This is a genomic window from Paenibacillus andongensis (genome assembly GCF_025369935.1).
In the GTDB taxonomy this organism is placed as follows: Bacteria; Bacillota; Bacilli; order Paenibacillales; family NBRC-103111; genus Paenibacillus_E; species Paenibacillus_E andongensis.
On the sequence record NZ_CP104467.1, the window covers coordinates 2,727,182 to 2,743,594 of the forward strand.

Below are 16,413 nucleotides of genomic sequence, written 5' to 3' on the forward strand. Positions count from 1 at the left end.
TGAGGATGATTTGCATACGGGAAGGGGCGCGCTGCTGAAATCGGCGCGTCTCTTCTCTTCTTTAGAAAGGAGGGAGCACCCTTGAAAAAATGGTATTACCGGCTTTCGCTGCGCCGCCGGTTATGGATCTCGTTCCTCATGCTGACCGTCCTTTCCATCGCGCTAACGGGCCTGATGTCCTATTGGATTGCCTTTCGATCGACAGAACAGGAGGCTTTCATTTCCAGTCAGAATACGCTCAATAAATCCGCGCGCGTGCTGGATGAGAAGCTGCGCCACATCATTGTGACGACCTCGACTATGATGCTTAGCGATGCGTTCAAGTCGGCTATGGAGGACGTGTACTCGCATTCTTCGGGATCCTACTACACAAGGTTGTCTTCGATGCAAATCCCTCTTGGGCAAATGAAGCTGATCGAACCTTCCATCCAATCCGTTTTGATTTATACGCCTGCAGGAGAGCTTTATGCGACAACCGATCATCGTAGTCAAACTAGCTTCAAGGATACGCTGTTTTCACGTTATTTGGATAGCACCGATCGCGTCATCTGGGTGGAAGATCATGAGGATCCCTTATTTTTGGGGAATCAGCGGGTCATCTCCCTGATCATGAAGCCGATCACGGATTTGAATGTCCATGACGCTTATGTCGTAGTCAATGTGAAGGAAGACGCGATTCTGAGTGCCATCACCGACGACCTGCTCGTTCCTGCAGACCATTATTTTCTCGTAACCGGCAGCGGTGAAGCCGTGCTTCCGCTTGGATCACGCTCCTCGTCATTTCAGCGGGATCCGGAGTTCATGAAGCTTTTACAGAGGCAGCAGCGAGGCTTTTTCAAATATAACATGGCCGGAAGTCCCTATTTGGTTAATTATTCGCGGCTAACGCTGGCAGACAACTGGACGCTTGTCAGTGTGCAAATGCAATCCGATTTGCTTCGTCAGGTGAACCGTATCAAAACGACCACACTATGGATCATGTTGTGCTGCGCCATATTGGCATTCATCCTGTCCAATGTCATTTCAAGCTTATTACTGAAGCCTTTGCATAAACTGCAGGGGCTGATGAAGAGGGTTGAGCAAAATAACCTCGATGTGCGGTTTACCAGTAAATACGAGGATGAAGTCACCCAGGTTGGGCTTAAGTTTAACCGAATGCTGGAAGAAATCTCCTCGCTCATCGAGGATGTCAAGGAAGCCGAGTTTGACAAGCGTAAAATGGAGGTCAAAGCACTTCAGGCGCAGATCGATCCTCATTTTTTGTATAATACATTAAATACGATCATATGGAAGTCGGAATCGTCTCAAAACCAAGATGTCACGGAGATGATCACCTCACTGTCGCTGCTGTTCCAGTTGGGTCTTAACGGCGGCAACGAGATGACGACACTGGCCAAGGAAATCGATCATGTTAGGCAGTATTTAAATCTTCAGCAAAAATGCTATGAAGGTCTGTTCGATTACACGATTGAGCTGGAGGATGATTCGCTGCTGGATGAGCCGATATTGAAAATTATCTTGCAGCCCTTGGTAGAAAACTCCATCCTGCATGGCTTTCAAGAAATGGAGGGAATGGGAATCATTCGGATTTCCATTATACGTCTGAGTGATAGTCTGCAGCTGCGTGTGGAGGATAACGGTGCTGGCATGGACGTTCAAACAGTCAAGGCTGACATGCGGATCGAACAATCTTTGAAAAAAAGCTATGCCCTACGTAACGTTTATGGACGATTGCGGCTGCATTACGGTAGTGAAGCTGATATTGACTTGAGCAGCGAACCCCATATATCTACCTCGGTCACACTAACAATACCACTAGCAGGTGAGGGATATAACGATGGCGACAGAACTTAGGATGTGCGTAATTGATGATATCAAGATCGTGGTACAAGGGATCTCCAATCAAATCAATTGGGAGACTTACGGTATTCGCATTGTAGGCACAGCAGGCAACGGAGAGAGAGGTATTGAGCTCATCCTCGAAACAGAGCCCCACATTGTCCTGACCGATATACGGATGCCGAAAATGGACGGTTTGGAAATGACCAAGCAGGTATTGGAAAAGTTTCCGCGAACGAAAATTGTTTTTTTAAGCGGCTACACCGATTTTCAGTATGCGCAGCAGGCCGTTCAGCTCGGAGCGTTCGATTATATTGTCAAACCGTTTACGCCGCAAAAAATTATCGAAGTGGTCTTAAAGGCGAAAAAGTCGATTGAAGAGGAAATGGGGGAAACTCAGCGCTTTCATGAGATGGAAAGAAAACTGCGGGAAAGCTTGCCGTATTTAAGACAGGAATATTTTCAACTTCTGCTGCAATTCCGAACGACCCCCGAACAAGCGGCCAGACGTTGGGACTTCCTGAACATCGGACTGGAGCGGGAGCGCTTTGTTGTTATGCTGACAGAAATCGATCAGTTCGCTGAACAAACCGAGACTCTGCCTGTACATGAGGTTGAGCTGATTCGGTTTACCGTGCAAAATATTTTGGAAGAAAGCCTAAGACGGTACACCAAAGGATTTGTGTTCCGTGATAACACGAACCGGTTTGTAGCCATATTCAATCCACTGGATTCCCTAAGTGTAGAAGCCATTTCTGAGCAATATCGTGAAAATGTTGAAAAATATTCCAGATATACCGTATCCATAGGTCTCGGGGAAGAAGTACAGGCGATACATCAAATATCGTACTCCTATGCTCAAGCGCTTGCTGCGCTTTCTTATAGTTTTTATACGGGCGGCAACACCGTGTACAGTTATCGAAATATGAGCCTGGTCCACCAGACAGCGCCGCGCTACTCTCCAGAAAAGGAAAAAGAACTTTTTTATTGCCTGCGATCTGGAAACTTGCAAAAAGCATATGCCATTGTAGACGAGCTATTCGAGGAAACAATTACAGCGTCCGTGCCTCCAGCTCCAGAGGTGGTGAAGGGGTTCTGTGATGAGCTCGCTTTTCTGATCAACCGTGTTTTCTCGGAGAAACTGACTCATGAAGAAATGAAACAGATCGAACGTCATGTTCTGTACATCAAAAATCTTTCATCTTATAAGCTCAAGGAGCTCCAAGGAAACATGAAGGAACTGTGCAGGATGGGTTGTGAGTTGATTCAGAAACGTCATGTGGAAGATACGAATCAAGTCGTGGAACAAGTTATTGAGCACATACGTCAAAATGTGTCCTCTAATATGACAGTTAATGATTATGCCAAACTTGTTTATTTGAGCGGCAGTTATTTTGCCAATTTGTTTAAGAAGGTAACGGGTATGACCGTTGTACAGTTTGTGACAACAGAGCGGATGGAGCAGGCCAAGATTATGCTGGCCCAAGGCAAACAAGTTCAAGAAATTGCCCAAGCACTCGGATACGAAGATAGGCCGCATTTCAGTGAACTGTTTAAAAAACATACTGGCATGACACCTTCTGAATTCAAACAGCTGTATAGCGCTAAAGGAGCGGGAGCATGATGATTAGTGAGAACGAAAACTGGGAGAACAATTTTAGTTTATAAACAAAAATGAAAAAAATACGTAGCAGGAGATTGCTAAGGCACCTGGGCATATTCGCTTGTAAACCTAATTTGTTCAGCAGCGGCTGAATTGGTTAGGTTTGTTTGCGTTTCACCCCTCATAAGGATGATTTTCATCCTTATGGCGGTGGTGCTCGTCCGTGGGCGCGAGTTAGCGATGTTTTTCATCGCTATGGCTCATCTTACGCGCGCCACGCGTGGTTTTCACCCACCATAAGGATGTTATTCATCCTTATGGAGGGGGTGCTCGGTCGTTGGCGCGAGTTAGCGATGTTTTTCATCGCTATGGCTCATCTTACGCGCGCCACGCGTGGTTTTCACCCACCATAAGGATGTTTTTCACACTAAGCATGCATCAAACCTAACATGAAAATATAGTTAGAATAAATTCCTATATATGGAATAATTATGAGGCTATTTCGTGGACGAATACAAAAAAAGCACCTTGGCTAAAACGTCGGTTCGATCTTTTTTTGTATCCGGGCTGGTTATCCTTTTCTCGAACATTATGAATCTAATTGTTCTGGGTCCGCAACTACTTAACATTAGTACTGTACCTTTATTACAAGCTGTTCAGTTGATTCAGATCGCCGAAGTATTCGAGCGTTTTGACGCATTTGTGATCTTACTTTTTTATGCTGGGATTTTTATCAAAGCAACATTATGGTTTTTGGCTGCCGTAATTGGGTTATCTCAGCTGTTTCAAACAGACTATCGAAGGTTTGCGCTTCCTGTTGGAGTCATTATTTTTATAACTTCCCTTCTCCCGTCAAGCTGGCAGTTGCATCTGGAGATTGGGAAAATCGTCGGGGAGCAGTTTATGTTAAATAAGATATTCATTGGAGTCATACCGGCCATACTTTTTCTTGTTATGTTGATTAAAGGACAGGGGAAACAAATTAAAGGATAGGATAGAATTGAATATGGCTCAATAAAGAGGTTGTTGCCATTAGTCTTCAGAGACTGAGGGGACAACCTCTTTGTTTTTGGGGATATATCGTCAAATGCATGTAATTAAATATAACGTGATTATTCGGGTAATTACTTCAAACGTCTATGAAAACGGAATGTAAACCGAACGATCGAATGAAAAAACAAATAAATAGTTCGATTAATATAGGCATTATTGTAATTAACGCTGAGGGAATTACAAATTATTGTTGATAAATACGAAGTCTTGATGTACATTAGTAATTAATATTCGTATGTTAGATAATATGACGTGAAATATCGGAAAGATCGAAAAAATGATTATTTTAGCAATTACATAACATTACATGTTAATTTATTTCCGGTATAGGAGAGTGAATCACGATGAAGAAAAAAATTGTTTTAATAGGAAATGGAATGGCTGGAGTCAGCTGTATTGAGCAATTACTAAAGATTGCACCGAACCGCTATGAAATTACGATCTTCGGAAGCGAACCCCATCCAAACTATAATCGTATCCTACTTTCATCGGTTTTAGCCGGAGATGCCGATATGAAAGACATTGTCATCAATGACTGGTCCTGGTACGAAGAGAATCACATTACATTGCACACGGGTCAAACAGTTAACAAAATTGATACAGAGCGCAAGCTCGTCAGCACAGACGGCGGGATAACTGTACCCTATGATGAATTGATCATTGCGACAGGATCTCTGCCATTCATTCTTCCGCTACCTGGTGCGGACAAAGAAGGTGTCATTGCCTTCCGGGATATCAAAGATTGCGAGAAGATGATCGAAACGGCCAAGAACTACAAAAAAGCTGTCGTCATCGGAGGCGGTCTGCTCGGGTTGGAAGCTGCTCGTGGACTGCTGAACCTGAATATGGAAGTGTCGGTCGTTCACATTAATGAATACTTGATGAATCTCCAACTTGATAGAACAGCTTCATTCTTGCTACAGCAAGAGTTGGAACGCCAAGGCATGAAATTCTTGCTTAAGAAAAACAGTGAATCGATTGTTGGTAAAAAGCGCGTAACGGGTCTTCGATTTACAGATGGATCGGAAGTCGATGCCGACCTTATTGTTATGGCTGTAGGAATTCGTCCTAATATTGCGCTTGCGAAAAGCAGCGGCATCGATATCAATCGAGGTATCGTCGTCAATGACTTTTTGGAAACGAATGTGCCGAACGTCTACTCCATTGGCGAGTGTGCTGAGCATCGCGGGGTAGCCTACGGCTTGGTTGCTCCGCTTTATGAGCAAGGTGCCGTGCTTGCCAAACGACTCGCAGGTGTAGAGACAGCAGGCTATCAAGGCTCCGTTGTATCAACCAAGCTGAAAGTATCGGGTGTGGATGTATTTTCAGCGGGCGAATATGCAGATAAGCCAGATACGCGCGCAGTTCGCGTGCAGGACGATTTCGAAGGGATTTATAAGAAGGTCGTCATCAGAGAAGGGAAAGTCATCGGTGCGGTGCTGTTCGGTGATATCAGTGACAGCTCTCGTTTATTTGCAATGATTCGTAATGGCGAAGACGTAACAGGCAAAGAAAAGACTGTGCTCTTAGGTGATGGTGGAGGCAAGGCCAAATCCGGAGTAGAGATGGTTGCTGCCATGAGCGAGGACGAGATCGTATGCGGCTGTAACGGAGTTTCCAAAGGTGCGATCGTACAGGCGATTCAGGAGAAAGGCTGCTCTAGCGTCAATGATATCAAAGCATGTACCAAAGCGTCCGCTTCCTGCGGAGGTTGTAAACCGCTAGTGGCCGATGTACTCACTTATGTCCTTGGAGAAGACGGAGTAAAAACCGTTAACGAAGGTATTTGCGGTTGTACGACACTTGGACGCGACGAAGTCGTAGAAGCGATTCGCGGTATGAGATTGACGACCACGAAGGAAGTTATGAACGTACTCGAATGGTCCAACTCGGAAGGTTGCTCCAAATGCCGCCCAGCACTGAATTACTATCTCGGTATGGTATGGCCGGAAACGCATGAGGACGAAAGAGAGTCGCGTTTTGTGAATGAGCGCAATCATGCGAACATCCAGAAAGACGGTACGTACTCGGTCGTTCCAAGAATGTACGGCGGTGTAACGACGCCGAAGGATTTGAAGAAAATCGCAGAAATCGCCGAGAAATACGAAGTGCCTCTTGTGAAAATGACAGGCGGACAGCGGATTGACTTGCTTGGCGTGAAGAAAGAAGACCTGCCTGGCATGTGGGCTGATCTGGATATGCCTTCAGGCTATGCGTACGGTAAGTCGCTGCGTACAGTGAAAACGTGCGTAGGTTCAACGTTCTGCCGCTTCGGAACCCAAGATGCTATCGGCATGGGTATTCAGCTTGAGAAAAGATTCGAGGGTCTGAATACACCGGCAAAAGTGAAAATGGCGGTATCGGGCTGTCCCCGGAACTGTGCGGAAGCTACAATTAAGGACTTTGGCGTTGTGGCCATTGACGGCGGCTGGGAACTGCATGTCGGAGGTAACGGCGGGACAAAACTTCGTGGAACCGATTTGCTGTGCAAAGTGAAATCCGAAGAAGAAGTGCTTGAATGGTCCGGTGCTTACCTGCAATACTATCGCGAAACAGGGAAATACAACGAACGGACTGCCGAGTGGGTGGAACGTGTCGGTTTAGATACGATCAAAGTGGCGCTAGAATCCAAAGAAGATCGCACTGCACTTGTAGACCGCATTGAGAAGACGCTGGATCTGATGAAAGATCCTTGGAAAGAAATCATTGAACAGCAAGCGCTGCGCAAGACGTTTGTACCAATGGAAGAACAGTCGGCAGACATATTTAAATAGAGGGAGATGACACATATGAAACGGGTTCACGTTGGACATATTTCAGAAATTGCTGAAAAAAGATCGAGGGTTGTTCGGATTGGATCCTTGGAAGTCGCGATGTTTAAGCTTTCAGATGGTGCTATCAAAGCTATCGAGAATCGCTGTCCGCACAAAGCAGGTAAGCTTTCTGAAGGAATCGTTTGTGATCATCACGTATTTTGTCCTCTGCATGATTGGAAAATCGACCTGCATGACGGGCTTGTTCAAGCGCCGGATGAGGGGGGTGTAACGTCCTTCCAGGTGGAGATCGACGACGCTAGCGGAGAAATGTATTTGCACATGGATAAATAACCGGTAATCCAGCCAGAAGGATAAGGAATAATAACTTTTGTTATTGAGGTGACAAATAAATGGAAAATAATAAAGGTAAAGTATTTTTTGTTGGGGCTGGGCCGGGAGATCCCGAGTTAATTACTGTCAAAGGTTTAAAATGTATTCAATCTTCTGATGTGATCGTGTATGACCGCCTTGCCAATCCGGAGTTATTAAATATGGCTCGTAAAGATGCGGAGTTCATTTACTGTGGGAAGCAGCCGAACCATCACTCGATTCAACAAGAGCAAATCAATGAAATCATTGCCTTAAAAGCTCTTGAAGGTAAGATAGTTACTCGTCTAAAAGGTGGAGATCCTTGTGTATTCGGACGTGTCGGAGAAGAAGCGGAGAAATTAGTTGAGCACGGAGTAGCATTTGAAATCATACCCGGGATTACTGCTGGAATCGCTGCGCCCGCTTATGCAGGCATACCAGTTACTCATCGGAAAGTAGCTTCAACGTTTGCCATGGTAACCGGGCATTTGTGTCAAGACGACACAATTTCACCTGACAAGTGGAAGGCGCTTGCTACCGGTATTGATACGATTGCATTTTATATGGGAATGGGAAATATCACTTATTTGTGTAACCAGCTTATTCACTATGGAAGGAACCCCGAGACGCCGGTTGCAGTTGTATCTTGGGGGACAACCGAGGATCAAAAGACAATCATAAGTTCGTTAAATCATTTGGAGAAAACACTACAGGATCAAAATATGCCCAATCCGGCTATCATCCTGGTTGGTGACGTCGTTCATTTAAGAGAAAGGCTATCTTGGTTCGCCGAAAATAATTTGTGAACCTTATTAAGTTCGAATGATTTATATTTTGCCTATAAAGTCAAAAATTCAACAATGCCAAAATTAAGAAGTATGATAGATGCTCTTAAGGAGAATATACCTCCAACTTACCATAGCTTAGCGCAGCAATAGGAAAAGAGGCTGTCCCAAATGACTTCTGGGAGAGCCTCTTTCAAATTTAAAAACTTAAAAATCAAAGTTATCAGGGTCTGGACCCACACGGCGATGCTGATCAAGTGCAGAAATAGCTGTCATATCAGCATCATTTAAGGAGAAATCAAAGATTTCTGCATTGGACTGAATGCGTTTGGCTTGAATGGATTTCGGAATCGTTGCCCAGCCGCTTTGCAGCTGCCAACGAAGGACGATTTGGGCAACCGATTTTCCCGCGCGATCTGCAATAGCTTGGATGACGGGTTCATGCAAAATCTCCCCCTGCATGAGAGGGGCCCAAGCAACAGCTTGAATCCCGTTGTTATCTAAAAAAGATTTAAGTTCATTCTGGACGAGTCTTGGATGACGCTCTACTTGATTAATAGCCGGTTTCACAGTTGCTTCTTTAAGCAGGTTTTGCAGGTGGCGGATTTGGAAATTGCTAACTCCAATAGCCCCGACACGCCCTTCGTGATACAGATACTCTAGCGCTTTCCAGCTTTCTAGATATTTATTTTCAACAGGCCAATGGATCAGGTATAAATCAAGCTTTTCTAATCCCAGATTCTTAATGCTTTTTTCATAAGCGGCTATTGCGCTATCGTAGCCTTGATCTGCATTCCATAATTTCGAGGTGATGAATAAGTCTTCACGTTGAAGTCCGGTGCGTTTCAAGCCACGGCGAATCCCTTCTCCAACGCCTTCTTCATTCTGATAAATAGCTGCTGTATCAATATGACGGTAGCCAACAACAATGGCTTCTTCAACGGCTGCAATGACCGTATCGCCATCCTCGACCTGGAAGACACCTAGACCTAGCCAAGGAAAAGCTTTACCATGGTTTAATTGAATTGTATCTTGTAAATGTTTCATTTGATTATCCTCCTATTATGATTTCCTTTCCAGCTTAGCAGATACGCCGGTAAGAATGATGGCGACAAGAACCATTAAAGCACCAACCCATGGGGTATGAACAAGTCCCATGGAGTCGATAACAACCCCACCGACGATCGAGCCAATAGCGATACCGACGTTGAACGCTGCAATATTGATCGCTGATGCAACATCGACCGCTGATGGTACATACTTTTCAGCAAGCCCCACGACATATAACTGAAGACCAGGCACATTCATGAAAGCAAGCAAGCCCATTAAGATAACACCAATCACGCCAACCACTTTAAATGGAGCAAGGAATGTTAAAAGAATTAGAATGGCTGCTTGAACAATAAACATCCAAAATAGTGCGCGTAAAGGGTTCTTATTGGCTAATTTGCCACCAATAGAGTTACCGAATGCAACAGCTACTCCATAAATGATCAAGATAATGTTAATCATGCCTGTACTTATGCCAGTCACATCGTGCAGGAGTGGAGTTAAATAAGTGAAAGCAACAAACGTCCCTCCATAACCGAATGCCGTAATCAGAAAGCCCAGGACCAAACGGCCATTGGTGAGCAGACGGAACATATCTGAAAATTTAGCCGGTGGAGATTGCTTGAGATTTTTAGGAATGAGTGCGGCACTGGAAATGAACGAAATCACACCCAATAAGGCTACGCCCCAGAAAGTTGCTCTCCAGCCGAGGGCTTGCCCGATAAATGTCCCCAATGGAACACCGGTAACAATGGCGATGGTAAGACCGGTGAACATGAGAGCAATGGCACTGCCTTTTTTCTCTGGAGATACTAGCTGAACAGCAATGGTCGCTCCAATGGAGAAAAAGACACCATGAGAAAATGCAGTAATGAAACGTGCAATAAGCAATATTTCAAATGATGGTGAAAGTGCAGCGATCGCATTACCGATGATGAAAACAACCATCAGCGACATGAGCAAGGATTTCCGGCTTATCCGATTGGTTAGCGCGGTGAGGATCGGGGCTCCGACCGCGACGCCAATCGCATAACCAGAAATAAGAAGGCCAGCTAGCGTGATGCCAATGTTCAAGTCATTCGCGATGGACGCGAGCAGGCCTACTGGAACAAACTCCGTTGTTCCGATTCCAAATGCGCTAATGGCAAGGGCAAGAAGTGCCCATGTTCCTGTGTTTTGCCTCACTTTATGTTGTGCTGCAGAATGTGTTAAGGACTGGTTCATTTTATGCCTCCTAATTTCATGTTGACCGGAAGTAAGCTTTACTTTCGCGTCATGAGTGCTATTATAAAACCATTTAGACGTTTTTGATAAGTACGTACTTTTATGTACTATAGGTACTTTTAAGGTATATAGGTACTAGAAAGTACCCTTCAAAGCGGTTAATTTACAGCTTATTTTGCCCTGCCTCAAAGGCACTACTCTTATAAGATGTGGTAGGTATATTAGGCAATGCATGGTGCCGCAAAAACGGGAAATACTACTATGGAATAAAGCGCAATATAAAAAAACGCCAAGCCCTTCAATATCGAAGGTTTAGCGTTCGGAGTAGTCTTATTCATTCCCGTTTAAGTCTCTATATTTGGAAGAGTATCATTTCTTCAGCAATGGTTTATTCGGCAAATAGTGCAAAGTACGGATGTTTCGTATCGTTTTGGTTTTTGCTCGCATGACAATGGAATGCGTTTCAGCCCGCTGATCCGGTAAATATCGCACACCTTCCAAAAACTCGCCAGGAGTTACTCCAGTCGCAGCAAAAATAACATCCTCCATACCCACCATATCATCCATCGTCAAGATTTTGTTAGGATCCAAGGAGCTGATGCTAACACAGCCAACTCCGTTACTCGAACAATCTCCAACGCAAGTTCCCGTTCCATAGTTTCTCTCCCTAGCTTATTTAGATTTTATTAGTTTTCCCATATTAAAGAAGGACATTCTATACTTTATATTTACTTATTAGAAGCCTATGGTAAACCTGATTGTAAGTTCTTTTCTACTATTATTTCTATGCATGATGTTTTCAAAATAAACAAATACCGGGCTATTGCAGCCCGGTATTGTGAAATCAATGAAAGCGGTTATATAATAGGATGACTTCTGTTGGGAGGAATCTTTTAGTGAAATTAAACGCATCGCAGGCTGCATTTTCGCAGATGCTGATATCCGGGACGTTAGTGCACGAGGCTAACTTTAACGAAATTCAAAATCGTTTAGGTATTGAAGTATCACCGCATGTAGTCATTGTCTTCTCTATTGATCGATACTATGATTATGCCGTAGGACAACCTTTTATTTGGCGAGCGGACATTGGGCATAAGCTTGTTAGAGCGATTCATAAAGCGATAACCGTACCGTTCCTTTGGGTGTGGGTATCCGAAGGCGTATTAGCTGCACTCTTGGAGCTCAAGGCGGAGAGTTTATCGAAGGAAGCTTATGTGGGGCTTACCTTGCAGATGGTTAATGAAACGCAAAATATTATGGATCAACAAGGTTTTTCTGTTTCAGCTGGAATCGGCACGTATTATGATAACCCATATATGCTGCATTATTCCTATGAGGAAGCGAAGGAGTCGATGATCGATCGTTTTTTTCAAGGAAATCGGCTTGTTTTTCAATATGAAAAAAGAAGAAGGCATGAGAAGAAATGGGTTCAGGTCATCACCCATGAGGAGAAGATGGAGCTGCTCGCGCGTGTAAGAATCGGCGATGAAGAAGGTTCCATCGTATATCTAAGAATTTTACTGGAGCGGCTAGCTCAGGCGTACAAGCATAATATTGACATGTTCAAATCGGAAACTTTCGACCTCATTATGACCGTATCAAGGCTAGTGCTTGATGTGGGAGGAGATGCGTCTGAATTGTTGTCAGGCAGCGCCAGAGTCATTCAAGATTTAAACAATACTATTCGTTACGATAAATACGTCCTGAAAGTGTGCGATTATTGGCGGAAGCTGGCGAGGCAGGTAGCCGAAGCGCATGCGCGGGAGGCATCCCCCGTCATTCGGTCGGCCATCGAGTATATGAAGGGGAATTTGCAACAGAAAATTACTTTAGGGGAAATAGCACGTTTTTGTTATCTAAGCACGTATCATTTCGCGCATTTGTTTAAGAGGGAAGTCGGCTTAAGCTTCGTCGATTTCTTGAACAAACTTCGCATTGAAAAGGCTGTGCACTTTCTAGAAACGACGGATTTACCCGTTCAACTAATTGCAGCTCAGGTTGGATTTCCTGATCCCAATTACTTTACACGAAAATTTAAACTTTATATGAGCTGCAGCCCGTCAGAGTACCGCGCAGCAAAATTGTGCTAGTGTTCCGCAAGTTTGACTAGATTCATGAAAACGCTTTTAAAGTAAGATGAATTCATACATTTAATAGGGGGTTATACATTGAAAAAGTTATCTTTGATTGCAGCAGGTGTGCTTACTATATCTCTTATGGTTTCGGGTTGCGCAGCAAAGTCTAGCGACTCAGTGAAAAGTGATAGTACGACTAAAAATGCCGGCGAGACGGTCAAGCTAGGTTGGATCGGTCCGTTAACGGGCCCGACTGCAACGGACGGGACACATAGCAGAGATGCTGCGATAATGGCGATTGAGCAGTACAATAAAGCCGGAGGTATCCAAGGCAAGAAGGTTGAATTGGTAGCGGAAGACGATCAAGGAAAACCTGAAGAAGCGTTAAAAGGTGTTCAGAAGCTAATCAATAATGATAAAGTTGTTGCTATTGTTGGAGGCGCTTACAGTGGGCCGACGAAAACGATTGCTGCAAAAATTCAGGAGCTCAAAGTTCCTATGGTGATTGCCTACGCCGTACATCCAGATGCGACCAAAGGCGGCGATTATGTGAATCGCGTCATCTATACAGGTCCACTGCAAGGAAAAGCGATGGCCGATTATGCTGTGAACGATTTGAAGAAGAAAAATATCGCAGTACTTTATGTCGATATTGACTACGGGAAATCGATTTATACCGCATTTAAGGAAGAGGCCGGCAAGTTAGGTGCGAATATTGCGATTGAACGTCCGTTTAAGATGGGGGACAAAGATTTCAGCTCGATCCTGACAGCAGTCAAAGCCGCTAATCCGGATGGCTTGTACGTAGTTGGTTACTACAATGAAGCAGCGGCTATCGTTAAGCAAGCGAAAGAAGCGGGAATTAGCGCTCAGCTGCTTGGCGTCGATGGTTTCGATTCGCCGAAATATTTGGAGCTGGGGAAAACCAATACAGAAGGTTCGACTTTCACGACGTCCTTTTATGCTTCTGATAACCGTTCTGTCGTGAAAATATTCGTCAATCAATGGCAGGATAAATTTAAGGATATTCCAGATATGCTTTCCTCGCAGAGCTATGATGCCGCAATGGTTATTATGGAGGCTATGCAAAAAGCAGGTACCGATAAGGAAAAGCTGAAGCAGGCTATCAATGATACGAAAGATTTGGAAGGTACGTCGGGGAAAATTACGTTCGGTAAAGATCACGAAGTCATTAAGCCTGTTATCTTTATGACGGTCAAGGACGGGAAGTTCCAGTTCGTCAAATCTAAAACCTACAATTAACAATCTGCTAGTGGAAAGGATGAATCCCATTGGTATTTCTTCAACAGTTGATTAACGGCATCTCCATCGGATTCATTTATATCTTGATTGCGGTTGGACTCACGATGGTATATGGCGTGCTTAAGCTGCTCCACTTTGCCCACGGCACGATTTATATGGTCGGAGCTTTCTCAGCGATGGTCGGTATAACGTATTTGCACATGCATTTTCTAGTCGCATTTCTGTTCGCAATGGCCGTATCAGGCGGGATAGGCATACTCATCGAAAAATATGCTTACCGCCCTTTGCGGGGGGCACATCCGATTACAACCCTAATCAGCGGCATCGGCATAGCCATCGTGCTCGAGAATGTGTTTCAAGTGATGTTCTCATCGGACACAAGAGCATTCCCGGAGACGGGAATCGAAATCTCCATCATTCAATTGACACAGTCGATTACGATTACGAATATGAAGCTTATCATTATTGCGGCCGGCATTATCGGGCTAGGCTCTCTGTACGCGTTTCTTAAATTCACGAAAATGGGTCTGGCGATTCAAGCGACATCACAGGATTTGCGCGCAGCCTCTTTGATGGGAGTAAACGTCAACCGTGTTGTGGCTGTTACCTTTTTGCTCGGATCGGCACTCGCTGCCGCTGCGGGGATTCTGGTCGCATTGAACTTCAACTCGATGTATCCGACGATGGGCTCGATACCTGGCTTGAAAGCATTCTGCGTCGTCGTACTGGGCGGTCTCGGTTCCATACCGGGAACCATTATCGGCGGCCTCATCTTAGGAATTGTAGAATCGCTAAGCGACGGCTTTATGACAGGGATGGTTGTAGATAAAGATGCGATTGCTTTTATCATTTTAATACTTATCCTTCTGGTAAAACCATCTGGACTCTTTGGCAAAAACATCGAGAAGGTATAGGTGATCTTGTATGGACAGTGTACTGAATCCTTATTACGTTGATATCGTCGTTTTTCTAGTCATCTATATTTTATTGGGATTGGGACTAAATTTAATTACGGGCTACGCGGGTCAAGTATCGCTCGGTCACGCCGCATTTTTTGGAATCGGAGCTTATACTTCTGCCATATTATCGGTAAAAGGTGGGCTGGACACATGGGTTTCGATGATTTTAGCAGTTGTGATCACCTTCGTATTCAGTGCTGTGTTGGGGCTGCCTAGTCTGCGGGTAAGGGAAGATTTCCTGGCCATTACGACGCTTGGGCTCGGATTGATTATTCAATCGTTCTTCAAAAACTCGGAAATTACCGGAGGCGCTTACGGGATTGATTCCATTCCCACACCTTCCTTGTTCGGCTGGAAACTGGATAATACGGGGTACCTGCTGCTTGTACTAGTAGTCATGGTCGTCGGTATTTATGCGCTAAAAAAAATGACCGGTTCTCGTATTGGCAGAGCATGGATGGTAATTCGGGAAGATGAAACCGTTGCTAAGGCGATGGGAATTAACACGACTTATTATAAAGTGCTTGTGTTCGCAATCGGCGGTGCTTACGCCGGTACTGCAGGAGCCTTGTTCGCTCATAAAGTGTCCTTTATCGGAGCGGATTCCTTTGGATTCTCCGTTTCGGCAACTGTGCTCAGTATGGTGGTCATCGGCGGTTTGGGGAGTATTCGCGGCACATTATTCGGTGTTAGCCTCCTGTATTTGCTCCCTGAAATGTTCCGTTTGTTCAAGTTTGATTTTATCGATATGAAGTATTTGGATATGTACAAGATGATTATTTACGGGCTGTTGATGGTTTTGGTTGTACGTTATCGTCCGAAAGGAATTTTCGGCAAGACGGGAGCCAAACTTAAGTCCTTTCATCCGCACAAAGCGGGAACACCAAAGGACGGTGGCAACGATGCTTAAAGTGAAAGGGATCACGAAACGTTTTGGAGGACTCACGGCCGTCCAAGCGGTTGATTTTGAAGTAAAGCAGGGAGAGATTGTTGGTCTGATCGGCCCGAATGGAGCTGGGAAGACGACGTTCTTCAATATATTGACCGGTATTTATAAGGCGGACGAAGGCACGATTGATTTCGAAAACAAGCCGATTCAAGGGCTTGCCCCATTTCGCATTGCAAAGAGCGGGATGTCCAGAACCTTTCAAAATATACGGCTTCTGAAGGATGAAACGGTGCTTGAAAATGTCAAAGTCGGCATGTTCGGCCGAACAAAATCCGGTCTGTGGTCAGCCATTCTCGGTATGCGTGCTTCCAAAGTCGAAGAAGAGCAGGTTGCAGAATTGAGTCTTAAGGCCATTGAACTTGTAGGTTTGAGTGGATTCGAGCAGGAGCTGGCGGGGAGCTTATCGTACGGCAATCAACGGCGGGTGGAAATCGCCCGAGCCCTTGTTGCGGATCCTAAGCTGCTGCTGCTCGATGAACCTACAGCTG

General features: G+C 44.8%; 12 protein-coding genes and 2 pseudogenes. 11 read left to right on the forward strand and 3 right to left on the reverse strand.

Features of this window, described 5'->3' with window-relative positions:
• Nucleotides 1-81 precede the first annotated feature (81 nt).
• The 6 genes from NYR53_RS11975 (at nt 82) to cobA (ending at nt 8,426) form a co-directional block, all read left to right on the forward strand.
• On the forward strand, nt 82-1,854 hold the full coding sequence (locus tag NYR53_RS11975; RefSeq protein WP_261305373.1) for a cache domain-containing sensor histidine kinase: 1,773 nt from the start codon (nt 82-84) through the stop codon (nt 1,852-1,854).
• A complete protein-coding gene (locus NYR53_RS11980; RefSeq protein WP_261305374.1) occupies nt 1,838-3,463 on the forward strand; it encodes a response regulator in 1,626 nt (541 codons plus the stop codon). Before NYR53_RS11975 ends, NYR53_RS11980 begins: the two co-directional genes overlap by 17 nt.
• 483 nt (nt 3,464-3,946) lie before the next feature.
• A complete protein-coding gene (locus tag NYR53_RS11985; RefSeq protein WP_261305375.1) occupies nt 3,947-4,435 on the forward strand; it encodes a GerAB/ArcD/ProY family transporter in 489 nt (162 codons plus the stop codon).
• Between the two features lie 404 nt (nt 4,436-4,839).
• Complete coding sequence (nirB, locus tag NYR53_RS11990; protein WP_261305376.1) at nt 4,840-7,269, forward strand: nitrite reductase large subunit NirB; 2,430 nt, start codon at nt 4,840-4,842, stop codon at nt 7,267-7,269.
• 15 nt (nt 7,270-7,284) lie between these two features.
• Entirely contained in the window at nt 7,285-7,602 is a 318-nt protein-coding gene (gene nirD / locus NYR53_RS11995) for a nitrite reductase small subunit NirD (RefSeq protein WP_261305377.1), read from the forward strand.
• Between the two features lie 59 nt (nt 7,603-7,661).
• Entirely contained in the window at nt 7,662-8,426 is a 765-nt protein-coding gene (cobA, locus tag NYR53_RS12000; RefSeq protein WP_261305378.1) for a uroporphyrinogen-III C-methyltransferase, read from the forward strand.
• Nucleotides 8,427-8,612: 186 nt separating this feature from the next.
• On the opposite strand, the gene NYR53_RS12005 is transcribed toward cobA, so the two are convergent.
• From NYR53_RS12005 to NYR53_RS12015, 3 genes and pseudogenes are all read right to left on the reverse strand, one after another.
• Nucleotides 8,613-9,452 carry an aldo/keto reductase gene (locus NYR53_RS12005; RefSeq protein WP_261305379.1) on the reverse strand — a complete coding sequence of 280 codons (840 nt, stop codon included), beginning with the start codon at nt 9,450-9,452 and terminating at the stop codon, nt 8,613-8,615.
• A gap of 15 nt (nt 9,453-9,467) precedes the next feature.
• Nucleotides 9,468-10,679, reverse strand: coding sequence for an MFS transporter (locus NYR53_RS12010; protein WP_261305380.1), 1,212 nt, complete (start codon nt 10,677-10,679; stop codon nt 9,468-9,470).
• A 369-nt stretch (nt 10,680-11,048) separates the two neighbouring features.
• Nucleotides 11,049-11,267, reverse strand: a pseudogene (locus NYR53_RS12015) (fructose-bisphosphatase class II); the annotation flags it as partial.
• Nucleotides 11,268-11,575: 308 nt separating this feature from the next.
• On the opposite strand from NYR53_RS12015, the gene NYR53_RS12020 reads away from it, so the two are divergent.
• The 5 genes and pseudogenes from NYR53_RS12020 to NYR53_RS12040 all read left to right on the forward strand — a co-directional run.
• On the forward strand, nt 11,576-12,769 hold the full coding sequence (locus tag NYR53_RS12020) for a helix-turn-helix domain-containing protein (protein ID WP_261305381.1): 1,194 nt from the start codon (nt 11,576-11,578) through the stop codon (nt 12,767-12,769).
• A 78-nt stretch (nt 12,770-12,847) separates the two neighbouring features.
• The gene (locus NYR53_RS12025; RefSeq protein ID WP_261305382.1) at nt 12,848-14,017 is read left to right on the forward strand and encodes an ABC transporter substrate-binding protein; all 1,170 of its coding nucleotides are present in this window, start codon (nt 12,848-12,850) and stop codon (nt 14,015-14,017) included.
• Nucleotides 14,018-14,046: 29 nt separating this feature from the next.
• A complete protein-coding gene (locus tag NYR53_RS12030) occupies nt 14,047-14,931 on the forward strand; it encodes a branched-chain amino acid ABC transporter permease (protein ID WP_261305383.1) in 885 nt (294 codons plus the stop codon).
• A gap of 10 nt (nt 14,932-14,941) precedes the next feature.
• Nucleotides 14,942-15,886: a branched-chain amino acid ABC transporter permease gene (locus NYR53_RS12035; RefSeq protein ID WP_261305384.1), complete on the forward strand. Its 945-nt coding sequence runs from the start codon at nt 14,942-14,944 to the stop codon at nt 15,884-15,886.
• A pseudogene (locus NYR53_RS12040) lies at nt 15,879-16,413 on the forward strand (ABC transporter ATP-binding protein); the annotation flags it as partial. The gene NYR53_RS12035 and the pseudogene NYR53_RS12040, both read left to right, overlap by 8 nt.